Origin of the sequence: uncultured Caulobacter sp., assembly GCF_937900395.1 — a bacterium.
In the GTDB taxonomy this organism is placed as follows: Bacteria; Pseudomonadota; Alphaproteobacteria; order Caulobacterales; family Caulobacteraceae; genus Caulobacter.
Genome location: NZ_CALCDX010000216.1, coordinates 103,501 through 129,424 on the forward strand (window position 1 = coordinate 103,501; position 25,924 = coordinate 129,424).

The 25,924-nt window shown below is 67.3% G+C and carries 16 protein-coding genes; 5 read left to right on the top strand and 11 right to left on the bottom strand.

Annotated elements, in window-relative coordinates:
* Window positions 1-11: 11 nt before the first annotated feature.
* The 5 genes from Q0379_RS19390 to Q0379_RS19410 form a co-directional block, all read right to left on the bottom strand.
* Window positions 12-1,814, bottom strand: coding sequence for a CIA30 family protein (locus tag Q0379_RS19390; protein ID WP_299015505.1), 1,803 nt, complete (start codon window positions 1,812-1,814; stop codon window positions 12-14).
* A 26-nt stretch (window positions 1,815-1,840) separates the two neighbouring features.
* Window positions 1,841-4,351: a zinc-dependent metalloprotease gene (locus tag Q0379_RS19395; RefSeq protein ID WP_299015508.1), complete on the bottom strand. Its 2,511-nt coding sequence runs from the start codon at window positions 4,349-4,351 to the stop codon at window positions 1,841-1,843.
* Window positions 4,352-4,365: 14 nt separating this feature from the next.
* Window positions 4,366-7,416, bottom strand: coding sequence for a TonB-dependent receptor (locus Q0379_RS19400; protein ID WP_299015511.1), 3,051 nt, complete (start codon window positions 7,414-7,416; stop codon window positions 4,366-4,368).
* 300 nt (window positions 7,417-7,716) lie between these two features.
* Entirely contained in the window at window positions 7,717-9,072 is a 1,356-nt protein-coding gene (locus tag Q0379_RS19405; protein ID WP_299015514.1) for an ATP-binding protein, read from the bottom strand.
* Window positions 9,072-9,725 carry a response regulator transcription factor gene (locus tag Q0379_RS19410; protein WP_299015600.1) on the bottom strand — a complete coding sequence of 218 codons (654 nt, stop codon included), beginning with the start codon at window positions 9,723-9,725 and terminating at the stop codon, window positions 9,072-9,074. The genes Q0379_RS19405 and Q0379_RS19410 overlap by 1 nt, the downstream gene beginning before the upstream one ends.
* A 148-nt stretch (window positions 9,726-9,873) precedes the next feature.
* On the opposite strand from Q0379_RS19410, the gene Q0379_RS19415 reads away from it, so the two are divergent.
* Genes Q0379_RS19415 through Q0379_RS19430 form a run of 4 tightly spaced genes read left to right on the top strand, consistent with a single transcriptional unit; the run spans window position 9,874 to window position 15,608 of the window.
* Complete coding sequence (locus tag Q0379_RS19415; protein ID WP_299015517.1) at window positions 9,874-10,911, top strand: efflux RND transporter periplasmic adaptor subunit; 1,038 nt, start codon at window positions 9,874-9,876, stop codon at window positions 10,909-10,911.
* Between the two features lies 1 nt (window position 10,912).
* Window positions 10,913-13,993 carry an efflux RND transporter permease subunit gene (locus Q0379_RS19420; protein WP_299015520.1) on the top strand — a complete coding sequence of 1,027 codons (3,081 nt, stop codon included), beginning with the start codon at window positions 10,913-10,915 and terminating at the stop codon, window positions 13,991-13,993.
* 2 nt (window positions 13,994-13,995) lie between these two features.
* Window positions 13,996-15,255, top strand: coding sequence for a TolC family protein (locus Q0379_RS19425; protein ID WP_299015523.1), 1,260 nt, complete (start codon window positions 13,996-13,998; stop codon window positions 15,253-15,255).
* On the top strand, window positions 15,252-15,608 hold the full coding sequence (locus Q0379_RS19430; RefSeq protein WP_299015526.1) for a hypothetical protein: 357 nt from the start codon (window positions 15,252-15,254) through the stop codon (window positions 15,606-15,608). Before Q0379_RS19425 ends, Q0379_RS19430 begins: the two co-directional genes overlap by 4 nt.
* A 32-nt stretch (window positions 15,609-15,640) precedes the next feature.
* Here Q0379_RS19430 and Q0379_RS19435 read toward each other — a convergent pair whose 3' ends face one another.
* The 6 genes from Q0379_RS19435 to Q0379_RS19460 all read right to left on the bottom strand — a co-directional run bounded on the left by Q0379_RS19435 (window position 15,641) and on the right by Q0379_RS19460 (window position 25,246).
* Window positions 15,641-17,260: an alkaline phosphatase D family protein gene (locus tag Q0379_RS19435; protein WP_299015529.1), complete on the bottom strand. Its 1,620-nt coding sequence runs from the start codon at window positions 17,258-17,260 to the stop codon at window positions 15,641-15,643.
* A 69-nt stretch (window positions 17,261-17,329) separates the two neighbouring features.
* On the bottom strand, window positions 17,330-20,557 hold the full coding sequence (locus Q0379_RS19440; RefSeq protein ID WP_299015532.1) for a TonB-dependent receptor: 3,228 nt from the start codon (window positions 20,555-20,557) through the stop codon (window positions 17,330-17,332).
* A 94-nt stretch (window positions 20,558-20,651) separates the two neighbouring features.
* On the bottom strand, window positions 20,652-21,662 hold the full coding sequence (locus Q0379_RS19445; RefSeq protein WP_299015535.1) for a FecR domain-containing protein: 1,011 nt from the start codon (window positions 21,660-21,662) through the stop codon (window positions 20,652-20,654).
* Entirely contained in the window at window positions 21,631-22,233 is a 603-nt protein-coding gene (locus tag Q0379_RS19450) for a sigma-70 family RNA polymerase sigma factor (RefSeq protein WP_299015538.1), read from the bottom strand. The genes Q0379_RS19445 and Q0379_RS19450 overlap by 32 nt, the downstream gene beginning before the upstream one ends.
* Window positions 22,234-22,352: 119 nt before the next feature.
* Window positions 22,353-23,555, bottom strand: coding sequence for a hypothetical protein (locus tag Q0379_RS19455; protein WP_299015541.1), 1,203 nt, complete (start codon window positions 23,553-23,555; stop codon window positions 22,353-22,355).
* A 152-nt stretch (window positions 23,556-23,707) separates the two neighbouring features.
* Window positions 23,708-25,246 (bottom strand): D-aminoacylase, encoded by a 1,539-nt coding sequence (locus Q0379_RS19460; protein WP_299015544.1) that lies wholly within the window; start codon window positions 25,244-25,246, stop codon window positions 23,708-23,710.
* A gap of 166 nt (window positions 25,247-25,412) precedes the next feature.
* Between Q0379_RS19460 and Q0379_RS19465 the strand changes: the two genes are divergently transcribed.
* Window positions 25,413-25,922, top strand: a complete 510-nt coding sequence (locus Q0379_RS19465; RefSeq protein WP_299015547.1) for an Lrp/AsnC family transcriptional regulator — start codon at window positions 25,413-25,415, stop codon at window positions 25,920-25,922.
* The last annotated feature ends 2 nt before the right edge of the window (window positions 25,923-25,924 follow it).

The following is a 25,924-nucleotide window of genomic DNA, read 5'->3' on the forward strand; positions in this document are numbered from 1 at the left end:
GGCGTAAAGGCTCAGTAGAAGGTCACGTCGTCGAGCTCGAACCACAGCTTGCGGCCAGCCGGGCGCGAGCCCGACACTCCGACCTCGAGCAAATCCGTTCCAGTCCAGGCCCCCTCGCCTCGACCCGAGCGCTTGAAGTCGGTGAAGGGCACAGTGACCTTGGCCCAGGTTTTGTCGGCCGACACCGTGGCCGCCCAAGAGCCCGAAGCGCTGTTGATGGTCACGACATAGGGACCGCCATCGCCGCGCAGTTCGAAGGTCACGCCCTTGAACGCCGAGGCGTCGACCGGCTCGACCGAGCCGCGGCTCAGCGGCAGCAGGACGCCGGCGTCGGGTTCGGGTTTCTGGGCCATCTTGGCCGCCACGCTCAGCACATGGTCGCCATCCCCGCGATCGATGGTCTGAAGAACCTCGACACTGCGGTCACGACCGCCGTCGAAGTCGCTGAGTCTTAGCGTGTCCAGGCTGGTGCGGCCGTCGGCGCGCTCGAAGTCGTCGATCAACGGCCCCTTGGCCTTCAGCACCGGCATGGTCGGCTTGTCGTTGGCGGGCGAGCGGGTCGAGCCGGACCCGAACACAGCCTTGCCGTCGATGAAGACGCGGTCGACCTTGCGGATGTCGGTGATGGTCGTCCACGGCTGGCCGGCGATCAGCACGAAGTCAGCGCGCTTACCCTTCTCCAGGGTGCCCCGGTCGGCAAGCAGGTTCATGGCGCGGGCGCTGGTGGCGGTGCCGGCAATCAGGGCCTCCGAAGGGGAGAGGCCGGCCTGGACCAGCAGTTCCATCTCGCGCAGGGTGGAGGCGCCATGCGGCGTGCCAGGCATGCCGGCGTCTGTGCCGAGCGCGATCGGCACGCCGGCGTCCTTCAGCGTCTTCACATTGGCCAGGGCGTAGCCGAACTTCTGGACCGCCAGCTTGGCGCGGGGGCTATCGGCGTCGGCCGGCGGCTTCTGCCCCGGCTTGACCGGCTCATAGACCGCCAGGGTCGGGGCGTAGAAGGTGCCGTTGGCCTTGAGCCTAGCGACGGTCTCGGCGTCGATCGGCTCGTCTTGCAGGCTGTGGGCGATGATGTCGACGCCGCTGCTGGCCGCGACGGCGCCGCGCTCAACCGTGACCGTGTGCGACAGGACCTTGAGGTTCAGCTTGTGGGCCGCGTCCGTCAGGGCTTTCAGCGTCCAGCCATCCATGCTGGTGTTGTCGGGCGAGGACCCATAGCGCCAGCCGTCGGTGAAGGCCTTGATGGCGTCGGGCTTGTAGGGAGCCAGGCCCTCGATGGCGGCCTTGGCCGCTTCGGGCGTGTTCACCCAGCGGGTGGTCGCTTCGTCAGCCCAGTCGGCGCCGTGACCGCCCGGCGTGCTGACGCGGGCTACGAAATTGACGTGCGGCGCGGTGAGGGTCGACAGCCACTGCCGGCGCGGCGCGAAGGATTCCGGCTGCTGGTGGAAATCGTTCACCGTGGTCACGCCCGAGGCCAGATAGGCGTCGGCGATCTTGGGCGTAATGGCCGGCGCGCCGGCCGGGGTCCAGTGGGTATGGACGTCGAAGAAGCCCGGGACCACGGCCTCGCCCTTGGCGTCGATCACCTGAGCGCCCTTTGGCGGCTTCGCCTTGGGGCCGACATCGACGATGCGGCCATCCTGCGCCACCAGAACACCCTTATAGGGCGCGGCGCCCGTGCCGTCGAAGATCTGGGCGTTGATGATCGCGACGGCCGGCGTCGCGGCGTGGGCGGCCGCCGCGGGCAGCAGGAAACTGGCGGCGATCAGCGCGCCTCGGAAAGTGGCCTTGGAGAGCCCGAGGGGGAGAACGGTCATGAGACGCTTTCTTTCTGGGGTACGCATTACAAACCTGCGCTCGGAGCGCAGAACCAGCAGTCCTCGCCGCCGATCGGCATGCCGGGCGGAAGGGCTTCAACCGCGCCGGAGCGAGGCGCGGCCAAAGCCTGCCTAGCGCCGGCGTCGTCGCTCAGCAGGGCTCGCGACAGCATGGCGGCCTGATCGGCCTCGGCCCCGCCGCCCTGATAGGCCGCCAGGGTCTTGCCAAAGGTCCGCAACGCCGCGTCGATCTGGGCGGCCGCGGTCGGCGAGAGCGCCTTGTCGCTCTGCGCCTCGATCAGATCGCTGACGACACGCGCGCGGATGCGCCGACGCAGGTCGCCCAACCGCCCCTGGACGTCGCTCGGCGCAACGGACGCCAGCAGACGCTCGGTCAACTCGGCCACGCCCAGTTGAGCGGGGTCGCGACGGTTCTGCTCGACTACCCGGTTCAGCCGTTGCGGATTGAGCAGCAGCGACACGGTCTGGTCGGCGGCCATCTCGGCGGCGGTCGGCAGGTCGAAGATCGCCGGGCCCGAGGTCGGGAAGATCTCGATCTCGTAGGCCTTGTCCCGAACCCCGGACTGACCGGACGACAGCAGGTTCAGAAGAGGATCCGGCAGATCCAGGGTGGCCGCGTCGGTCGTGCGCAGCAAAGCGTCCAGCGCCTTGCGCTGGGTGGCGGCCGACGGGATCGAGGCGCTTTCGTGACCATCGCCGCGCACGGCGTAGGCGTAGTCGACCCCGCCGATCAGCTTCACGGCAGCTTCGACCTGGTAGCGATGGAACAGGTAGATCGGCGCCAAGACCCGTTTCAGGTCCGCCGCCGGCGCGCCCTTGGGCAGGTTCGCCAGGCCGAAACGGCTCAGCGCCAGCCTGCGCACGGTCAGCACGTGATCCAACTCCGCGACCGCGTCGGGACCATTGTCCCAAAGCGCGCCGTAGGGCTGGCCCGCCGAATTGCTGCGCGAGTCCCCGTCGGTGACGTAGCGAAGCCCCCTGGCCTGGGCCTCGCGCGCCAAGCGATCAAGGCGAGCAGTCTCGTTCGAGCCCGGCGCGCCTTGCGAGTAGAGCCAGTTGATCGCGAAACGATCCCAGGCCCCCACGCCCTTGGCGTAGGCGTCGGAGAGGTCCAGCCGGTCGCCCTGGATCTTCACCTGCGGTGCGGGATAGTCCATGACCGACGCGCGGCCATAGGTGCTGCCCGCGAAGTTGTGGGCCAGACCAAGGGTGTGGCCGATCTCGTGCACCGACAGCTGGCGGATACGCGCCAGCGAGACATTGATCGGATCGTCGGGACCGCCCTTGCCCGTCTTGTCCGCGCCGACGAGGCCTTCGAAGATCAGCCGGTCCTGGCGCACGCGCAGCGAGCCCAGCTGGACGACGCCACGGACGATCTCGCCCGTGCGCGGATCGACCACCGTGGTGCCGGTCGACCAGCCCCGGGTCTGCCGGTGGATCCAGTTGACGACGTTGTAGCGGGCGTCCATCGGATCGACACCCTCGGGCAGCAGCTCCACCCGGAAGGCGTCGACATAGCCGGCCTCCTCGAAGGCCTTCGCCCACCAGCGGCCGCCTTCGATCAGAGCCGAACGGATGGGCTCGGGCGCGCCGCGATCGACGTAATAGACGATCGGCTTCTTGACCGGCGAGCGGGCCGCGGTTGGGTCCGTCTTCTCGAGCCGGAACCGTCGCGCCAGGCGCTGGACGATCGGCTGGTCCAGCGGCGCGGCGTAGTCGGCGAACAGCACCTGGGCCGACGTGCCCGTTCGCGGATCGTAGGCTCGCGGGACGAAGCCCGGCGCCGGCAGGCGGATGAAGCTGTGATGGACGCCAAAGGTCACGGCGCGACCGTCGGGCGCGATGCCATTCACCTCGCCCCCCGGCTCGTCGGCGGTGAAGGTCTGCCGGGTCTCGAATTCGAGGTTGTCAGGGAAAACACCGGTGAGCGGCAGGTCGACATAGCTGAGCGACGAGGCCAACTTGTAGGCGCCCTGCTTGCCGCGCTTGAGCCCACCGGTGATGTCGAACGCATCACGCAGCAGGAAGGAGGCGATGTCGACCGTGACGCCGCCGTCAGGGGTGTCGGAGATCACGTCGCCCGACCAGACGACCGAGGGCGGAAAGCTGTCCTGGACGGTACGGGCTTCCTCTGGCGTGCCGCCGACGGCGCGGAAGCCGTAGTTTTCGAACGCGATCAGCACCTTCTTGCCCACGCGCCGGAAGATCAGCACCTGGGTCTCGCCGGTGGCGGCCCGGTCAAGGCCGACTGGCGTTGACCCCAGGCCGCCGCTGAGGCTGGGCTGGTAGAGGAACCGGCCAGACACGCCATCGGCGGCGGGCGGCGGCAACGTCACGATCACGGCGTTCTTGGCCGCGTCGGTCTTCACCGGCAGCAGAGCCGCCGGAGAAGCGGCCGCTGGCGCGGGCGCGCCAGCGGTCTGAGCGAAGGCAGCCGGCGCGGCGGCGAGCGCGAGCGCGGCCAGCGCGCTCGAAACCCGCCAGCGCGCTCGGTAAGCGTTGAACTGATGCGTCACTTGAGTCCCCGTCCCTAGAACGTCTTCTTGACCGAGACGTACCAGTAGCGGGCATACGGCTGATAGACCGTCCCGTCATAACCCGCCGAGCTCAGCGGCGGATCCTTGTCGGTGAGGTTCCGCACGCCCAGCCGCAGCTTGGTGTTGGCCTGGGCGAAGTCGTACTCGCCGTACAGGTTGGCGGTGATCTGCGAGTCAACAACCCACGGCGACCCGGCCGAGTCGAGCAAGGCTGTGTCGTTGTAGTCGCCGATGTACTGGGTGAAGCCGCCGACGGTGAGCTGCTTGTAACGCCAGGTCAGCGAGGCCGAGACCTTCCAGTCGGTCTTGCCGTTCTGCCGCAGAAGGTTGCCGCCGCCGTTGATGGTGGTGCCAGCGTTGATCTTGCCCGCGCTGCGCGCCGCCAGCAGCTCGGCGATGCCCGGCGACGGCGACTGATAGTACTTGATCAGGTGCGCGGCGTTCACGTTCAGGTCGAAGTCGCCGAGCTTGTCGGTGTTCAGGCGATACATCAGCCCAAGGTCCAGGCCCTCGACGTCCTGCGGCTGCAGGTTGGTGTACTTGTCGTTGACGTACAGGACCTGGCCGGCGGCCGCGAGGCCGGTATCCTTGAAGGCGGCGATGTCGTCGGCCGTCGGGGCGGCGCGGATGACGTTCGGGTTGCTCGAACCCGACTGGCGCAGCAGGTAGTCGAGGATCAGGGCGTTGCCCTCGCCGAACACCCCGATCAGGCCCGTCTGCTTCACCTTCCAGTAGTCGACGGTGAAGGTCAGGCGGCCATATTCGGCAGGAATGAACTTCGGCTCCAGGACCACGCCGTACGACAGGGTTTCAGACTCTTCGGGATCCAGGTCGGGGTTACCGGCCCGGCGCGCCGTGGTCAGCAGCGAGCGCGAGCAGCCCGCGAACGAGGTGATGCGCTTGGCCCGCAGGTCGGCCTCGCAGAAGGCGTAGTCGGTCCGATTGTTCGAGCGCGACACCACCGTGGCGTTGATCTGCTCCAGGTTCGGCGCCCGGAAGCCCTTGGCCCACGAACCGCGGATCCGGAACCCGTCGATCAGGTCCCAGGCGCCGGCGATCTTGGGCTTCGCGGTGTTGCCGAAGTCGCTGTAGTGCTCGTAGCGACCCGCCAGTTGCAGATCCAGGCGATGGACCAGCGGGATCGACATTTCCGGCGACACCAGCGGGACGGCGAACTCGATATAGGTCGAGGCGACCGAACGGTGGCCCTTGGTGTCAGGGTTGATGCTGGAGTTGATCAGGTCGCTCAGCACCACGCCGCTGATGGGGTCGGTGAAGGTGACCGTTCCGTCGATGCGCTTGTCGCGATCGTCCATCTGAGTCTCGCGACGCACCTCGACGCCCGAGGCCACGCCGACGTCGCCGGCCGGCAGGCTGAAGAGGTCGGGCCTGGAGACCTTGAAGTCCCAGGAGGCCAGGGTGCTTTTGGTGCGGCGCTTGATCTTGACGCGGATGGCGTCGATGGCCGCTTCACTGTTGCGGGTGGTGTCCGCGCCGCTGGGATTGTTGATGTCCGAGCCGTTGAAGACGTTGTAGGCGTCGGGCGTGGACAGGGCCAGCTGGGCGTAGAGCTTGGTGTTGGAGATGTTGTCGCTGATGTCGTCGGCGGTGGCTTCCGAATAGACCAGAGCCGATTCCCAATCGAAGCCGAACTTCCGGCCCCGAACGCCGCCCAGCACCCGGTACTGGTCGTTGGTGACGTCGACATGGGTCAGGCCCAGGTCGGCGAAGGTGTAGCCGCGCAGGGTCAGCGGCAGGCCGCTGGCCGGGACGTTCAGGTTGGGCAGGCGGTTGGGATTGGCCGTGCCGTTGGCGAAGGTCACCGGGCCGAAGGGGTTCCAGTAATTGCTGGCCGGAATGCTGATCACGCCCGAGGACAGCGTGGCGATCGGCGCCTGCAGGGCGCTGGTCTTGGCGTGGTAGAGGCCCAGTTCGCCGAAGACCGTCAGGTCATCGGAGATGTCGTAATGGCCGGTCAAGAAGACGTTCGTGCGCTTCAGCTCCGGGATCACCGTGGTGCCCAGGGAGGCCGAGTTGAAGCGCAGGTCGCGATCGGCGGCCGAGGTGGCCAGGGCGCCGTCGTCGATGCACATGCCGCCGCTAATGTTCAGCTGGCAACCGGCGAAGGTCGAAGGCTGGATGTGGAAATAGCCGGCGCTGCTGGTCAGGGCCGTGGTTCCTTGGCGCACGGTTCCGAAGCTCTGGGGAGTCTGGACATAGGCCCACGGCGTTGTGGTGCTGCGACCGTCAAGGCTGGCCACGCCGTCGAAGCGGGTGCCGGCGAACAGCGGACGGCGGTCCGACGAAGCGGTATAGTCCTGGTCCGTCGAGCGCATGCTCGTGCGCTGGTCGTACGAGACGAAGGCGCTGACATTGCCACGGCCGTCGGCGAAGTTCTTCCCGCCGAAGGCGTTGAAGTTGTACTCCTTGAGGTTCGTCCCCTCGGCGAAGCCGTACTGGCTCGAGGCGGTCAAGCCGTCGACATCGTCGCGCAGCACGGTGTTGACCACGCCGGCCACCGCGTCGGCGCCGTAGATGGCGGCCGCGCCATCCCGCAGCACTTCCAGGCGCTTGAGGCCCGTCACCGGGATGGCGCTGGTGTTGTAGGTCAGCACCGGCACCAGGTTGTCATTGGCCTGGCTGGTCGGGTGAGTCACCACGCGACGACCGTTCAGGAGCACCAGGGTGTTGCCGATGCCGAGGTTGCGCAGGTTCACCGAGCCGACGTCGCCCCGCGCGCTGTTGCTGGAGCCCGGCAGATACTGGGCGTTGAAGTTCACGTCGCCCATCTGGGGAATCGATCGGAAGAGCTCGTCGCCGGACACGGCGCCGGACGCCCCGATCTGGTCCTCGCCGACCACCGTCACCGGCAGGGCTGCGTTGACCTTCGCGCCCTTGATCTGGGAGCCGACGACCACGACGGCCTCGATCTCGGTGGGTTCCGCCCCTGCCGGCGGCGCCGTCTGGGCCCAAGCATGGGCAGAGAAACCGACGGCGCACAGCGCCGTGGTGGCAAGCACCAGCTTGCGGTGATTGATGATCATGTAAGCCCCTCCAATAAACGCAACGCGCGAGCCGCCCCCTGCCCCACTCCCAAGAGAGCGGGGCATGGCTCACGCCACACTCCGAACACAAATGGATCGGACGAGCCTCAATCCCATCAAATTTGTCGGGTTTTAAAATGGAATTTTTCTGACAACAGGCGCAGGGTTGATCAAATAGACGCCCCCAAACAGGCCAGATTGCCCAAGGCAAGGGCAAAAAATTACCCTAATAAAAGGATTGACGACGCTCTAAAAAGGTTCTCTGCGCGAGACGATATCAACCTAAAATTGACCACCGATTTACTGAGTGATCGCGGGGAAGGTCAGGATCACACGCAGTCCGCCAAGCGTCGCGACGTCCAGCGTCACGCGGCCTTCGTAAAGCCCCACCAGATCCCGCACGATCGACAGGCCCAAACCATGCCCAGGCGTTCGCTCGTCCAGCCGCTCGCCAAGACCAAAGACGTGCTCGTAGCTCTCGGGCGGTAGGCCTGGCCCGTCATCGTCGACGATGATTTCGGCGAAGTCGCCCCGGCGGCGAACTAAGATTTCCGCGCGCGACCGCGCCCACTTGCCGGCGTTGTCGAGCACATTGCCGAGGATCTCGCTCAAGTCCTGGGCGTCCACCGCGACCACGGGCTGATCCTCGTAGGCGACGGCGAACGAAACGTCGCGGCGCGCGTAGAGGCGCGACAGAGCCATGACGATGGGGTCCAGCGTCGATCGCACATCGGCGGCCACGCCGGGGGCGCGCTTCAGAGCCGCCGCGCGGGCCCGGGCGATCTGATAGTCGATCTGACGCCGCATCCGCTCACACTGCAGGATGATCACCTCGGCGGCTTCGACCTGGCCTGCGGCCCTCATGCGCTCGGCCTCATCCGTCAGAATGGCGAGCGGCGTCTTCAGCGCATGGGCCAGATTGCCGGCCTGGGTGCGAGCCCGCCGCAACATCTCAAGATTGCCCTCGAGCAGCGCATTGAGGTCGACAGCCAGGGGACGCACCTCGCTGGGAAGATCCTCGGGGAGTCGGCTGGCTTGGCCCATCCGAACAGCTGACAGCGCGTGGCGCATGCGGCTCAGCGGGCGCAGGCCAAACCACACCTGCAGCATCGCCGCGGCGATCAGACCGGAAGCGACGATCGTCAGCGACAGAAAGAGGGTCCAGTTGAACCGCCCCAGCACCTCGTCGAGGAGCCGCTGATCAACGCCGATGCCCAGGCGCAGCGGCGGACCGTTCGGCGTGGCCACCGATCGTTCGACCAGACGCAACTGCCCGGAGGGGCCATCGACAAAGACATGCCGCTCGGCCCCGGAAGGCGGAAACGGCCCGGGCAGCGGCAAGCCGCGGCCCGCCAGCGACGGCGAAGTGATCGCTTGGCCGCTCCGAGCCTCGACCCGCCAATAGAACCCCGAGTCCCTAGGCAGGAACCGGGGATCGCTAAGACGTCGGTGCAAGACGAGCTTGCCATCCGGAGTGAGTTCGATCAGCGCCGCCAGCTCGGCGGCATGGCCGTGCAACTCGTCGTCGAACTGCTGGGTCACGTGGGCCTTGAACAGTTCCGACAACAGAAAACCGCTGACCGCCAGGCCCGCGATAATCCAGATGGCGGCGCCGACGATCAGACGAGTGCGGAAACTGGTCCAGAGCTGTCGCATCAGGCGAACTTGTACCCCAGGCCTCGGATCGTGCGGATCGCGTCCTTGCCCAGCTTCTTGCGCAGGCGGGCCACATAGACCTCGATCGTGTTCGACTCGCGCGTTTCATCCAGGCTGTAGACGTGGTCGATCAGTTCGCCCTGGGACACGACGCGACCCGCGCGGTGCATCAAATAGGCCAGGACCTTGAGCTCGCGAGCGGTCAACTCGACGGCTTCGTCGCCGCGCTGGACAGTCCCCGCCTCCGGGTCGAGCACGATGTCGCCGCGTCGCATGATCGGTGAAGAGCGCCCCGCCGAGCGCCGCGTCAGCGCCCGCAAGCGCGCCACCACCTCGGCGTTCTGAAAGGGCTTGCCAAGATAGTCATCGGCGCCGGCGTTTAGGCCATCAACTCGGTCGGTCCAGGCGTCGCGCGCCGTCAACACCAGCACGGGCATGTCGCGGCCTTCTCGGCGCCATTGCTTCAGCACCTCCAAGCCCGGGAGGCGCGGCAAGCCCAGGTCCAGAACCACCGCGTCAAAATCGTTGGTTCGGCCCAACAAAAGACCGGTCTCGCCATCGCCAGCGTGTTCGACGACGAAGCTCGCCTCCGCCAGCGCCGCGACGAGGCGGCGGGCGATCTCGGGATCATCTTCGACGAGCAGGACGCGAATGGCGGGCCTCCCTTGGCTAGCGGCCGTTCATAACACCACCGCCTGAAACGAACCTGACTAAGCGCTTTCAGGTTCGTTTCAGCTTCGCTTCAGACAGGCTTCAGGCTGGCGGCGCATCTGGGTCCGGTTCAAGCCCATCGAGGAGCCGATGCCCCCTGCTCGCCCCCTACTTGCCGCCGCGCTCGTCGCCGCGCTCTCGACCGCGACGGCCTCCGCCGCCGCGCCCGTGACCTTGAGCGCGTCGCAGGAGAAGGCGATGGGCATCGTCCTGGCTGTCGCCAAGCCGGCCTCCGACGCCCCCGTGGCGGCGTTGCCTGGCGCCGTCACCCCGCCTCTCAACGGTCGCCGCGTCGTCGCCGCGCCGTTCGCCGGCACGGTGATGCGCGTCCATGTGCTGGAGGGACAAGCGGTCAAGGCCGGGGCGCCCTTGGTGACGCTGTTCAGCCGCGAGGCCCTCTCCGTGTCATCAGAGCTCGTCCAGAACCAGGCCGAACTCCGGGTCGCCGAGGCCTCGGCGCGCCGCCTGCAACAGCTGGCGAGCGAGGGCGTGATCGCCGGCGCCCGCGCCGAGGAGGCGCAAGCTCGCCTCGCTCAGGCCCGCGCCATGGTCAACGAGCGTCGTCGCTTGCTGGCCGGCGCCGGAGGAACGGGCGGCGAATACGTCCTGCGGGCCCCCGCCGCCGGACGGGTGGCGGCCATCACCGCTCAGCCGGGAGGCGGCTTGGAAGCCATGGCGCCGGCCGTGACGCTGGACAGCGCCGACCGCCTCTGGGTCGAGGCGCATGTCTCTCCCGAGATCGCCCGCAAGCTGAAGGTCGGCTATCCGATGCGGGTCGGTGACGTGAGCGGCCGGATCGTCGCCTTGGGCGCCAGCATCGATCCGAAGACCCGCTCGCTGCCGCTCCGGGCCGAACTCAGCGCCACCAGCGGACTCGCCCCCGGCCAGACGGTGACCCTCACGCTCCTGAGCCCCGCTCCCGCCGGAGCCCAGGCCATCCCGCGCGGCGCGCTGGTGCAGGACCACGCCGGCGCGCGCGTCTTCGTCAAGACGGCCGCCGGCTATGAGGCTCGTCCGGTCACCGTGGTGGGCGTGGCGGGCGCGGAAGCGGTGGTCACGGGGCTTTCCAGCGGCGCGCGGGTCGCGTCCTCGGGAGCGTCCCAGCTGAAGTCGGCGCTAGGACACTAGGATGCGCAAGCTCATCGCCTTCGCGCTCTCGCAGCGCCTGCTGGCCGCGGTGCTGGCGATCGCCCTGGTGGGACTGGGCGTCAACGCGTTCCTGAAGCTGCCCGTCGACGCGTTTCCCGACATCTCGCCGACCCAGGTGAAGATCATTCTCAAGGCCCCGGGCATGACCCCCGAGGAGGTCGAGAGCCAGGTCATCACGCCGCTGGAAATGGAGCTCCTGGGCATTCCCAAGCAGGCCATGCTTCGCTCGACGGCCAAGTACGCCATCGCCGACCTGACGATCGACTTCGCGCCGGGAACGGACGTCTACTGGGCCAGGCAGCAGACCGCCGAGCGCCTGTCGAACGCCATGAGCGCCCTGCCCGCCGGCGTCAGCGGCGGCCTGTCTCCGATCTCCACGCCCCTGTCGGACATCTTCATGTTCACCCTTGAGGGCGAGGGCCTCACCCTGGAGCAGAAGCGCACCCTGCTGGACTGGACCATTCGCCCAGCCCTGCGCGGCCTCCCCGGCGTGGCCGATGTGAATGTGCTGGGCGGCCGAGCCAAGACCTTCGAAGTCTCTCCCGATCCCGCGGCGCTAGCGGCAGCGGGACTGACCGCCCAGGCGATCGTCGACGCCATTCCCGCCTCCAATCGCAACGATGGCTCGGGTCGCCTCAACGAAGGCGAAGAGGCGCTGGTCGTCCGCGTGGCTGGCGCGATTACGAGCCTGGACGATCTGCGCGACACCGCGGTTTCACTGCCCGATGGGGGCGCGGCGCGGCTCGGCGACCTGGCCCAGGTCAGCGAAGGGGCCCTGACGCGGTATGGCGCGGTCACCGAAAGCGGCCGACAGGAGACAGCCGAGGCCATCGTGATCGCCCTGAGAGGGGCCGACGCCAAGACGGTCGTCAAATCGGTCGAAGCGCGACTGAAGGAAATCCAACCCTCCCTGCCCAAGGGCGTAACGATCAGCCCTTTCTATAATCGCTCCGACCTGATCGAGCGCGCCACGGGCACCGTCAACGAGGCCCTGGTCGAAGCCACCGTTCTGGTCGTCATCCTGCTGCTGCTGTTCCTCGGCGACCTTCGCGCGGCGACGGTGGTCGCGGTGACCCTACCCCTGGCGGCGCTCACCACCTTCCTGTTGATGAAGGCGTTCGGCCTCTCGGCGAACCTCATGAGTCTGGGCGGCCTGGCCATCGCCATCGGCATGCTGGTCGACGCCGCCGTCGTGGTCGTCGAGAACACCGTGGAGCGTCTCGACAACCCGGCCATGACCGGGTCGCGCCGGCTGCACGTGATCTATGAAGCTGTCGCCGAGGTCGCCGCGCCGGTCACCTCGGGCGTGCTGATCATCTGCCTGGTCTTCCTGCCATTGCTCAGCCTGCAGGGTCTGGAAGGCAAGCTGTTCGCGCCGGTGGCCCTGACCATCGTCTTCGCCCTGGGCTCCTCGCTCCTCCTGTCGTTCACGGTGATCCCGGTCCTGGCCTCGCTGCTCCTGAAGGCGCACGCGCACCAGGAATCCTGGATCATGCGCCGGATCGGCCCCTTCTACGAGCGCCAGCTGGCCCGCGCCTTGGCCCGCCCCAAGCCCGTTTTTGCGGCGGCCGGCGGCGGCATGGTTCTGGCGGCGATCGCCTATGTCCTGATCGGCAAGAGCTTCATGCCGACCATGGATGAAGGCGCCATCCTGATGCAGCTGGCCAAGCTGCCCTCGATCAATCTGGACGCCAGCGCCAAGCAGGACATGGCCGTGCAACGCGCCATCCTGGCGCAGGTGCCGGAGGTCAAGCGCATCGTCGCGCGTGTCGGCTCCGACGAGCTGGGTCTCGACCCCATGGGCCTGAACGAGACCGACAGCTTCCTCGTCCTGACCGACCGCAAGGATTGGCGGAAAAAGGACAAGGCCTGGCTGACCGAGGAGATCCGCAAGGTCGCGGCCCAGTTCCCCGGCGTGGAAGCCACCTTCACCCAGCCCATTGAGATGCGTGTCTCGGAAATGCTGACCGGCAGCCGGGGCGACCTGGCGGTGAAGGTCTTCGGCCCCGACCTCCAGACCCTGGGCGATCTCGCGGGACGGATCGAGGAGACCTTGAAGAAGACGCGCGGCGCGTCCGACGTCTACACCGTGGCCGGCGACAGCGTGACCTATCTCCAGCTGGACGTCGATCGAGCGGCGGCCGTCCGCGCCGGTCTGTCGGCGGAGGCGCTGCAGCAGGAACTGCGCGCCCAGCTCGAGGGCGCGCCCGCCGGCGTGGTCTTCGAACAGGGCAAGCGCACGCCGATCCTCGTGCGCGGTCCGCGGGATCTTCGGGACGACCCGGCCCAGTTCGAACAGGCCCAGATCGCCACGCCCGACGGCGGCCTGCTCCGCGCCGGCGACGTCGCCCGCATCGAGCGCCGCGAGGGGCCGGTCAAGATCGATCGCGAAAACGCCTCCCGCTTCGCCGTGATCCAGGCCTATGTGCAAGGCCGCGATCTTGTTGGCTTCGTCAAGGAAGCGCAGGCCAACGTCGCCCGCGACGTCCCCCTGCCCCCTGGCTATCGCATCGCCTGGGGCGGCCAGTTCGAGAACCAGAAGCGCGCCGCGGCCCGCCTCGGCGTGGTGGTGCCCATGGCCCTGGGCCTGATTTTTCTGGTCCTCTTCATCAGTCTGAAATCGACACGGCAATCGCTGCTGATCCTGGCCAACATCCCCTTCGCGATGATCGGCGGCATCGTGGCGCTATGGATCTCGGGCGAGTACCTGTCGGTCCCCGCGTCCGTGGGGCTGATCGCCCTCCTCGGCATCGCGGTTCTCAACGGGCTGGTCCTGGTCTCGCACTTCAATGAGCTGGTGCAGCGCGGCCGCGACGTGACCACCGCCGTCACCGAGGGCGCGCGCCGACGACTTCGCCCGGTCCTTATGACCGCCAGCATCACGGCGCTGGGCTTGGTCCCGCTGCTGACGGCCACCGGCCCCGGGTCCGAGATCCAGCGTCCGCTCGCCATCGTCGTGGTAGGCGGTCTCGTGACCTCCACCCTGCTCACCCTGATCCTGCTGCCCATCCTCTATCGTCGCTTCGGCGTCGAGCGAGGGGCGGCGGTGCTGGAGGCTTGATCGTGAAAGCCCTTCTTCTCGCCGCCGCGGCTGGTCTCGCCCTGGCTTCGTCGGCCATGGCCGCCGACACCGGCTGGAGCCGGCCAGATTTCCTGCCCAGCGACGCGCTCATCCTGGCGGCGCTGGAAGCTTCGCCAGAGCTGGCCGAGGCTCGCGCCCTGCAACGCAGCGCCGAGGCCGAACGGCGCGGTCTCGCCGCGGGTCCCTACGAGACGATCATCGGCCTTTCGAGCGACCGCCGCCGGATCCGAGGGGAAGGCGATTTCGCGGAGTGGTCGGTGCAAGCCAGCCGGGCCCTGCGCTCTCCGGGCAAGCGCGCGCTGGATCTCGCGGCCGGCTCGGCCGGCGCCCTCGCGGCGCGCGACAGCGTAGACGACGCGCGTCACCAAGCCTCGCTGCGCCTCGCCGGCCTCTGGATCGAATGGCTGGAAGCCGAGGCCCGCATCTTGGTGGATCGCGACGAAATCGCGGTCGATGAAAGAGAAGTCGCGGCGCTGCGGCGGCGGGTCGAACTGAAGGACGCGTCCCAGCTTGAGCTCGAACTGGCGCAGGCGGCCTTGGCGCGAGCCCAGGCGACCCTGGCCGAAACCCAGGGGCGCGCCGAGGCCGCGCGATCGGCGATCGACATGTTGTACCCCGGCCTGGCCCCGCCCCGCGCCCCGTCTCTCTCCGCGCCGGTGGCGCCGACCCGCGCTCTGGACGAATGGATCCCCGTGGTCATCGCGCGCAGCCACGAGATCACCATCGCCAAGGCGTTGGCGGACCGCGACAGCGCCCTGGCTCGCAGGGCTCGACTTGACCAGCGGCCCGATCCGACCGTCGGCCTTCGCGTCTTCAACGAGCGCGGCGGCGCCGAGACGGGCGCTGGGCTCACCGTCAGCATTCCGTTCGGAAGCGTCGGACGCTCCGCCACCGCCGAACGCCAGTCCGCATCCGCATCGGCCGCCGAGGCGCGTTACCGGATGGTGGTCCGCGACGTCGAAGCCGAGGGACGCAACGATGTGGCCAAGGCCAGGTCAGGTCTCGCGGCCTGGGCGCGGGCTAGCCAGGCCACCGCCGCCGCGGCTCAGGCCGCCGATCGGGTGCAGCGCGCCTATGCTCTTGGCGAGCGGGACCTGACGGATCTGCTGGCGGCCCGCCGCCAGCTTTTCGACGCGCGCCGAATCGAGGTTTCGGCCCGCGCCGCCGCCCAGGGCGCGCTGCTTCGGCTGGCCCTGGACGCCCATGAACTCTGGCTGTCCGAAGAGGAGGCTCCGCAATGATCGCCGCCATCGGCCTGGCGCTGGCCCTGGCGCTTTCCCCTGCCCCAACGTCCGCCAATGTCGTCGTCGGCGACATCGGAAGCCGCGCGTTCATCGTGAAGGCGTTTGGTCTCGACCGCATGGCCGATGACCGTCAGGTCCTTCGCGGATGGCTGTGCCGCCGCGCTCCCGGCGCGCCCATCCGGCGCCTTGTCATCACGGCTGAGGACCGCGCCGGCAACGCGATCTGGAAGGACTTCGTCACAACGCCCACTTTCGCCCCTGGGCGAGCGAAAGAGTGCCGCTTGATGCGGATCGACGCGCCGCCCGGGATCGCATCCCAGGTGACGTTATGGAGACTGACGCGCCCCTAATCAGCGCCGGCTCTTTTCGCGTTCATCCCGACCTAGACGGTGAACGCCTTTCGCCCGCGCTCGACCGACATCCGGTGCGTTCCAGCCAGCGTGGTGTCGCGGTCCTTGATCGTCTTCAGGAACAGCCACTCCCCGGTCACACGCTTCTGAGTGACCTCGATCATCATGTAACCGCGCTGGTTGGTGTTCTCCCATTTCATTTCGGGATTGGCCGCCATGAAGCCGCGCGCGACCACCTCGGGATCAGCGCCCATATCGCCCTCAAGGCCTTTTGAGGTGACCGCGTGACCGGCGAACTCGACGCCGGCGGGGCGGCCGTCCTCGGTCAGGCCGAAAGCCCAGGCGTTGTGGCTGTCGCCCGACAGCATGACGAGATCGGCGTCGGCGGCTTGGGCCGATGTCAGAAGGCGGGAACGCGCGGCGGGATAACCGTCCCAGCGATCCATCCACATCGGCATCCCTTGCGCGGCGGCGCGAATGTCATTGCGGTAGCTGGCGACCTTCTTGTCGGAGACGGTCGGTCGCAGCCAGTCCACGGCGTCCTTGGGCATGACCGTGCGGCCGAGGATCGTGCCCATGCCGATCAGTTGCCAGCCTGGATTGGCCTTCATCTGATGGGCCAGCCAGCTTTCCTGCGTAGAGCCCATCATGGTCGCCGAGGGATCCTTCCAGACGCCGTCGCGGAACGCCTTGAGCGCGGCGTCGGGATCAGCGGCCTTGAAAGCCGCGTCGATATTGGCCGGCTTCGTGCGAGCCAGAAGGCGAGACTCCGTGCGGTAGAGGGTTGCCAGCGTGCCGATCGGATAGGCCTTCCACGGCTCGTCCGAGACCGGCATCCACTCGCGATAGACCTGCATGGCCGCGGCGCGACGCAGGTTCCAGTCGCCTTCCTTGTCAGGTTGGTGGTTCTGGGCACCGCCTTCCCAGCTGTCGTTGGACGACTCGTGATCGTCCCAAAGCGCAACCATCGGCGCCATCTGGTGCAGGCGCTGCAGGTCCGGATCGGCGCGATAGCTAGCGTAGCGCAGGCGGTAGTCGGCGATGGCCAGGATCTCTGTCGAGGGCTCAGGCAGGCGCCCGGCGACCAGGTCGGCCTCCTTGATTGAGGCCGCGCCGTACTCGTACAGGTAGTCACCCGTGTGCAGCCAGAGATCCAGGTCCTGACGCGCGGCGGCGTGGGCGTAGGCGTTGAACCAGCCGTAGGGCAGGTTCGAGCACGAGAAGACGGCCAGGCCGAAACGGTTCACTGGGCCCTGCGGCAGGGTCTTGGTACGGCCGACGGGCGACTTGGCCCCGTCCGGCGCCACGAAGCGGTACCAGTAGACGGTCCCAGGCTTCAGCCCGTCGACCGTCACCTTGGCGGTCCAGTCGCGATAGGCGCCCGTTCGCACGGCGGCGCCCGAGACCACCTTGGTAAAGTCCGGGTCCAGGGCCAGCTCGACCTCAAGCCGGATGACATTGGTGTCGGTCGCGGGGACGTAGCGCGTCCACAACAACATGGCGTCGGCCGCGGGCTCGCCGCTGGCGACGTTGTGGGTGAAGCCGGTCGCGGCCAGCACCTGGCGGGCCAGCGCCTGGCCGGCGGGCAGGGTCAGGCCGGCCAGGCCGAGGCCTCCGGCGATCAGGATGCGACGATCGATCCTAGGAGCCATGACGGGTCCTCCGCAAAAGAAAACTCCCGCGACCAGAAAGTCGCGGGAGATGGAGTTGGTCGGGGAAATCTAGAAGGAGCCCTTGAGGCCGATGTTCCACATCGAGCCGTAGATGCTGTACTGCTGCACCCGGCTGCGGACGTTCGAGTAGATCACATCCGGCGCATTGAAGATGTTGCGGCCGGCCAGCATGACTTCGAACTGCCTGTTGATCTTGTAGCTTGCGCTGACGTTCCAGAGCTCACGGGCGGCGTGGTACAGGATGCCGTTGTTGGCGGTGGTCGGCGTGTTGCTGAGCGCGCTGGTCCGGTACTTCGACTGGGCGTTGCCGGTCAGCTGCACGTCGAACTTGCCGTAGCTGTAGCGCAGGCCCCAGTTGCCCGAGGTCTTGGGCAGGCTGACGCGCTCGCCGTCGGGGTCGATCTTGGTGATCGAGGCCCGCAGGCCAAGGCCTCGCAGCGCGCCCGGCAGGAAGGTCAGCTGCTGGTCGTATTCCAGCGTCAGGCCCTTGTTGGTGTTGGTCCCGGGCAGGTTCTGGGCGCTGCGGAACGCATAGCCTGCATAGTCGGCGGGATTGTAGCCCACGTCCTCGGGGTTCACCGTGACGCCCGTGACCTGCATGTCCTTGACGTCCAGCTTGTAGGCCGAGACGCCGATCACGCCCGACGGCTCCAGATAGTACTGCAGGCTGGCGAAGTACTTGGTCGAGTGCTCGGGCTTCAGCAGCGGGTTCGGCACCGACACGATCAGGGTGTCGTCATTGACCGAGACCACGCCGCCCAGGTTGCCGTAGTCGGGTCGCAGGATCGACTGGCTGAAGGCCAACTGGCCGACCAGCTTCTTGGTGAAGTCGTACTTGGCGCCGCCGCTCCAGAACCAGTCGTCGTACTCGCCGTGGCGCGTCGAATAGGTCCCGTTGCGATACTGGTAGAGCAGACCCGGGACCGTGCTGGTCGACAGGCCGGCGGCGGTCACTTCCTTGGCGGGCCGGATGTCGGCGACGCGCGCGTCGGTCTTGGTCTTTTCGTAGCGCAGGCCCAGGTCGAACGAGGCCTTGCCGATGCGGGGCTGGATCTCGAAATAGGCGGCGTTGATCTCCTCGCCGACCTTCTTGTTGTTGTCGAGGCGGCGCTTCAGGTTGCCCACGGTGTCCGGGACGAAATACTCCGGATGGGCCTTGTAGATGTCGTAGACGGCGTAGTTGCTGTCCGCGCGCCAGTTCTGGTCGTTCAGATTGCCGGCGTCGAAGCCCAGGATCTTGAACTGGTAGTTCTGGGTCCAGGGAATGACGGCTTCCGGCGCCTTCTGGGTCAAGTCGCCGGTGGGGCCGACGTACTGGAACTGCTGGTAGGAGCCCTCGTTGGTCTTCCAGACGTTGGTGCGGTAGGCCGCGCCGGCCAGGACCTTCAGCTGCACGTCCCCAATGTTCAGCTTCTTCTTCAGATCGAAGTTCAGGCCGTACATCTGGTTTTGAGCGTCGGACTCGGACGTGCGGATGTTGTTGCCGATGTCGTCGTCGCGATTGAAGCTGGTCGGGTCGCCCCAGGGACGGCCGGCCGTCTGGCGCAATGTCCATTGGTTGGAGTCTTCAGAGGCGCGATCCAGCGTGAAGCCGATGCGCGTCAGGTAACTGTCCGTACGCTGAAAGAAGCCCTTCGAGTTGTCCCGGAAATTGAACTCCGACGTGGAATAGCTGCCGCGCAGCAACGCCTCCCAGGTGTCGCCGCGATATTCCAGCTTCGGCGCGACAAGCCACGAGGGCGTGCCGGCGTAGCGATGCGAATACTGGGTGTGAAGGCGAGTGTTGGTCCCGTTCGGATTGACCACGATGTGGGTTGGGGTCGAGTCCGCCGTGGTCTGGGACGCGCTGGTCGTGCCGAAGATCAGGTAGGTGTACTGGTTGAAGTACTCGACGTCGTAGAACGAGTAGGTCGAGCGCAGCGACAGGGCCCACTGGTCGGTCAGTTTGTAGTCGACGCTGAGATTGGCGGCCTTGCGGTGGGTCAGCTTGGGACCCGGACGCCACATCACCTGATAGGGAATGACCCGGCCGCTGGCGAGGTAGGACCAGTCGGTCTGGATGCGGTCCTGCTGAACGTAGTTGGCGTTGTAGCTGGCGTTGAAGGCGATCCCCAGGCGGCCGTCCAGGAACACGTCGGCATAGCCGACCTGGGCCGAGGGGAAGATCGTCGAGTGCTTCTTGTCGTCCGGCAGGTACTTGCGCGACAGGCTGCTGTCCGACGTCCCCACGCCGCCGATTTGGAAGCGCAGCAGACGGCTGGTGCGCTGGAAGGCGTACTTGCTGCGCAGGTTGATGGCGCCGCCGGGGCTGTCGGCGTCCATGTTGGCCTGCAAGGTGTTGTTCAGCTCGATCGAGTCGACGCCGGTGATCGACATCTGCTCGAACGAGTTCTGGCGGCCGCTGTTGTTGTTAGAGGTCGCCGTCGCCATGCGCGCGCCGTCGGTCGTGAAGGTCGAGTACTTGGGATCCAGGCCGCCGATGCGGACGGCGGTGGCGTCGACCTCGGTGTAGTCCAGCGAGATGCCGGGCATGTTCTTCATGAACTCGCCCACGTCGCCCATGGTCAGGGCGCCGAAGTTGTCGGCCGCCACGACGGTCTTGGCGTTGGTCGAGGCGCGGCGTTCCATGATGGCGGCGGCCTGACCTTCGCGCTTGGCGGTGATGGTCACGGCCTCGACCTGGTCCAGGCTGGACAGCGGGCTCAGCGCCACGTCGAGATTGGCGGTCTGGTTCGGCGCGACCGAGACGACGAGGGTCGCCTCCTGCAGGCCCGCGTACTTGACCTTCACCGTCACATCGCCGGACGGGACGCCGGTCAGGCGGAAGTCGCCATCATCCTCGGAATAGGCGACGATCGGCGCGCCCTCGACGCGGATCTCGGCGTTGCGGACATATTCGCCGGTGGCGGTGTTGAGGACGCGGCCTCGAACAGTTCCGCTACCGACGCCGGACTGGGGGCGCGAGGCGCTCGCGGTGGATCGCAAGGTGATGATCTGGCCGTCGTCGGTGTCGATCTGCAGCGGCGTGCCGGCGATCAGGCGGCGCAGGGCCGTGCGAACGTCCATCGTTCCCTTCACGGCCGGGGTCTGGATACCTTCCAGCTGGCGCGCGGGAGCGATGATCTGCACCTGGCCTTGGCGCGCCAGCTCCGGGATGGCGCGGACGGCCGCCTGGGCGGGGACATCAAAGACGCGATCCTGCGCGAAAGCCGGCGCGGCGATCGCCATGGCGACCAGCGACGCCCCGCAGGCCAGAAGGGAAGAACGAGAAATCATTGGCTATACGAACCCCCAGGCATCGCGTTGCTCGCGACGTTGCGGGTTGAGAGCCATCGCTCTGGCCCCTTCCGCTATCTGTTGCAAAAACTTCTTATTGCGCTGCAGCAGGAGGTTGCGCGCCACGGCTCAGCACAACCGTGTCGCCATCTTTCTGCAGGCGAGCGTCGAACACCTGAGCGACGGCGCGGCTGAAGCCGACCGGATCGCTGGCGGCGAAGAGACCCGTGACGGGTTCGCGGGCCAGGGCGGGGTCACGGATCTCGATCCGGGTGTCGCTGTAGCGCGCGAAGGCCGAGGCGGCCTGGCCAAGGGTCTCCCCCTCGAACGCCAGCTTGCCGTCGCGCCAGGCCAGGTCGCGGGTCACCGCCTCGGGCGCGATCGGACGAGGCCGCTCGGCGGAGGGGTGGACGGCGTCGGCAAGGGCCAGCCGGGTGTTGGCGCTGACCACCAACACCTTGCCGGCGCCAAAGAGCGGGGCGGCGGAGACATCGACCCGGCCCTGGCTGACCAGTAGGTCGACCGGGGCCTTGTCCAACTTGCGGACGCGAAAGCCCGCCTGCGCCGTCCGCAGCTTGCGACCGTCCACCTCGACCACGAACGGCCGCCGCTCGTCGCGGGCGACCGAGAAATAGGCCTCGCCCTCTAGCAGGGTGACCTCGCGCCGCCCCTCGTCATAGCGGACGCGGATGCGGCTTTCGGTGTTCAGAAGGACGGTCGACCCGTCCTTCAGCGGCACCAGGCGGATCTCGCCGCGCTCGGTGCTGATCACCGCGCCGGCGGCCGAGCTCACCAAGCCAAAGGCGGCCAAGGAGGCGGCCGCCACCGCCGCGCCGGAGCCCGTCAGCATCCCGCGGCGCGATAGCCTCGGGCGCCGCGGCTCCGCGAAGGTTTCGGGATCGAAGTCGGGGCCCAGAGCCTGGGCTGACTCGCTCATCAACGATACGGCGCGCGCGCGCAGCAGCGCGCCCCGGCGGCGGGGATCCCCCCGCAGCCAGGCTTCCAACACCGCGTCCTCTTCCGGCGAGAGCGGGCCGCGATCCTGCCGCGCCGCCCATTCGGACGCCGCGCGATCAATGTCGCGATGGGTTTCTCGCACGGCCATGTCTCGAGGCGTTCTCCCGGTTCATCGTCTTAGAGGTTTGGGAGCGCTTGCTTCCGCCACGCCCGAACCAATCAATCAAGAAAAGCACGCCGCGCGAGATGTGCGTCTCGACGGTGTTCTCCGAAATCCGCATCCGCGCCGCCACCTCGCGCTGGGACAATCCCTGGACGCGGCGCAGCACGAAGGCCTCTTGCGTCTTCAGCGGCATGGCGGCGATCGCACGCGCCAGTCGCCTCAGCTCGTCCCGATCGATCGTACGCTGCTCGGGCGAGGCTTCGTCGTCCAGCGGGTCCAGGCGCTCGAGGTCGTCGACCGCGTGGATCGGCACGATCCGGGCGCGGCGGACATGGCGGGTGATGATCGACCTGGCGACCTGAAACAGATAGGCGCGGGGATGGCGGATGCCGTCGACCGACTCCAGCTCCGCCAGGATCGAATAGGCCTCCTGGATGATGTCGTCGGCGTCGATCCCGGGCAAGGCGCCGCGCGACAGCCAGCCCCGCAGCGCCGGCTCATGCGGCAGGATGTTCCGCAGGAACCACAGTGTCCTATCCCTGTCGGCGCTGCTCATCCGTCATCCGCTGGCTGACTATTGCGCCAACCCCGGCGCAGGCCCCTCTCGGTCCGAAAGCCTGCCTAGCCCCCTATTGTGACAGTCCGGCTTAGCCAGGACCGGAAATTGTCACGAGATCACCGCGCGGCCGGGGCGGCGGTCAGGGCGCGGGCGTCTTCTTCCGTAGCCGGTACAAACGGCTGCTGGGCGTCGTCGGTCCAGCGCATCAGGGTGAGGTCGGCCGTCTGCTTGCCATCGATCGCGGCGTTGGCGGAGACATAGAACAGCCCGTGGCCGACAGGCTGGAAGCCGACATCGGCCTTCTGGTTCCAGCCGCGCACGCCGGTGGCGGGATCCTTCAGGCCGTCGGCCGCGAGCGGGATCAGCGCCCCCTGCTCCCATCCCTTGCCGCCAGGAGCTGGCACGCCCACCAAGTCCGCCGCCGCCGGCCTGGCGCGCGCGTCAATGGCGAACAGGAGATAGTTGGGGAAGTCCGGCTTGCCGCCCCGATAGACGCCCATGAACCAGCGCTGCTGGGTTTCGTCATAGGCCAGGTTCTGGACGCCGTAGCGCGTGTTGCCGGTTCGGACGAAATATTTGCCACTCGGCGCCGCGGGGCCGTTGTGGTGCGGCGCCGCCTCGGTCAGGGCGCTGGCGTAGCGGTCCCAATCGGCGACGGCGTACTGCAGCAGCACCTGATGGTCATTGTCGGTCCGCGACGTGTCCCCGTAGATCCCGTAGGCCACGGTCAGGTAGCGCGGACCGTCCACGCGACCGAACGCGGGGCCAAACGACACCCCGTCGATGCCCGAACAGCCATAGCGGTGATCGCGCGAGGCGACGCCATCGCCCTTGATCTTGCCATCGTCGCCGTCGAGCCGTCCGTCCCCGTTCAGGTCGGCGGAATAATCCTTCACGACCTCTGGAAGATAGACGGTGCGGAAGATTTCGCTCTGGCTCGCCTCGACGCCGACCTTATTCAGGCGAGCCACGTCGATGACCGCGATGTAGAACGCCCTGTCCTTCTTGTATTCCAGCGACCCATAGACCTTGCCATCGGCTGGATTGAAATCCAGGTCGCCCAGGTGCCCGGTCCAGCCGACCAGGGTCCCGATCAGCTTCCCGTCGAAGTCGTACTTCGCGAGCAGGTTCGTGAACGAGTAATAGACGTAGCCGCCTTTCACATCGACCGCGACGCCCTGCACGTGCCCAGACGCCCAGGTCCCACCGTTCTGGGTCAGAGGCAGGCGAACCAGCCCGTCGGACGCCGCCGCCGCCGAGGAGGCCAGGCCCAAGACCGCCGCCGAAATGGCGGTGGCGAGACAAAGACGACTGAACATGACTGAAATCCCGGCTTAAGTCAGGGCCGGGACTAGAAGGCGTTGACGACGGATGCGTGACAGCGTGATCACGCGGCGCCAATCATGATGTCGAACAGCTGGCCCGCGGTTCGATCGGCGCGTCCGCGAGCCGTCAAGATGACGAAGGCCGCCTAACTTCCCGACGACCAGCCGGCCCGCCGCACGACCTGCCCCGGCCGCGCGCGCGTTGTGGCCCCCTTATCGAAGACGACGACGCCGTTGACCCAGACCTTGCTGACGCCGGTCGCCACGGCGTTGGGATGGTCCAGATCCGAACGGTCGGCGATACGCGCGGGATCGAACAGCACGAGATCGGCATAAAAGCCCGGCGCGATCGCGCCCCTTTCGGCCAAGCCGAGCTGGGCGGCCGTCTGCGCCGACATCTTGTGGACGGCCTCTTCCAGGGTCAGCAGATGCTTTTCCCGGACGTAGACCCGCAGGACCTTGGCGAAGGACCCGAACCCCCGCGGGTGAAGGCCGTGGGTCATGCCGTCGGAGCAGATTACTGCGTACTTCCAGGCGACGAAGGCGGCGATGTCAGACTCGGCCATCGCCGAGCCGATCACCGCGTCCACCCGCTCGATGTCTGGATGGGCCGCGCCATAGGCCTCCGACTGCCGGGTCAGCGCCAGATAGGTCTCGACCGGATCGGCGCGCCGCTCGGCCGCGATCTGGGCGATGGTCTTGCCGACCAGCGAGGGATCCGGCGCGAACACCGCGATCCTTAGCCCCTCGGGCGTGGTCAGTTTGGACAGGGCGAACCGCGCGGCGGCGCGATCTTCGAAGTTTCGCTCCGGCAGCAGCACCGAAAGATTGCTCTGCCAAAAACTGTACGGATAGACGTCGGCCGTGATGTCCACGCCCTGGGCGCGCGCGGCGTCCAGCTTGGCCAGGATCTTCGGCGCCTCGCCCCAGCGATCGACGATGCCGATCTTCAGGTGCGAGATCTGAACGGGCAACTTCGCTTCGCGGCCGATCTTGATGATCTCATCGATCGCCGCGTCCAGCTTCACGTCCTCGCTGCGCAGGTGGCTGATATAGCGTCCGCCGCCAGCCGCCGCCGTCTTGGCCAGGGCGATCACCTCATCGGGCGTCCCGTAGATGCCAGGGTCGTACTCAAGCCCCGTCGAAAGGCCCAGCGATCCCGCGCGGAGATCCTCGGACAGCTCGGCGCTCATATGCGCGATCTCCGCCTGTGTGGCCGGACGCTTGTAGTCCTGCCCCATGGCGCGGGCGCGCAAGCTGCCATGACCCGTATAGGAGGCGACGTTGACGGCGAGAGGCGAGCGAGCCAGCTGATCGAAATAGGTCCTGATCGGCAGGGCGGACTCGCCGTCCTGTCCCACCACGATGGTGGTCACGCCCTGGGCGGCCAGCATCGCCATGTCCGGCGTCTTCTCGGCCTGCCGATCGTGGTGGCTGTGGGCATCGATGAAGCCTGGCGCCAGGGTCAAACCCTTGGCGTCGACGATGACCTCGCCGGGTGCAGGTTTCAGCGCGCCGACGGCGACGATGCGATCCTTGTCGATCCGCACGTTGACAGCGCGGGCCGGCGCGCCGGAGCCATCTACCACCTTGGCGTGGACGATCAACGTCGAGGCCAGGGCGCTGGAGCCCAGCAGGCAAGCGAAGGTCGCGCCCATGGCCGACCGGAACAGATGAAGTCTCATACGCCCACGCCCTGTTGCATCCGGTGAAGTCTAGCGCGGGCTGGCAAGCGTTTCCGCTGTTTCACGGGCTCTTGGCGCGAGGAGCCTTCCCGCGATCCGCCGCAGGCGCTTACCTTTCCCGCCGCCGTTGCGCTAAGCGTGACGCGACGACCAGCAAGGACGGCCCATGACGGACCCGCGCAAGGACCTCGACCGCATCGACCTCAAGATTTTGGCGCTGCTGCAGCGCCAAGGACGCGTAACCAAGGCGGCGATGGGCGAATTGGTCGGGCTGTCGGCCTCGCGCTGCTGGGAGCGGATGAAACGGCTCGAGAAGTCCAAGATCATTCGCGGCTATCACGCCGAGGTCGACCTGGGGCGGCTGGCCAAGCTCTCGACCTTCGTCGTGCAAATCAAGCTGACGGACTACTCCTACGCCAAGGCCAAGGTGTTCGAGGCCGGCATCGCCGACCTGCCGAACGTGATCGGCTGCCAGGCCGTGCTGGGCGGCGTCGACTATCTGATCACGGTGGCCGCCTTCGGCATCGAACACTATCAGACCATCATGGAGCACATGCTGGACACTCTGAACGTCTCGTTCGACTACGTGACCCTGCCTGTGACCAAGAAACTGAAGGGCGAGGCGAACCTGGACCTGGCCGCCCTGCTGGCGACCGGCCAGGATCTCGACACCTGACG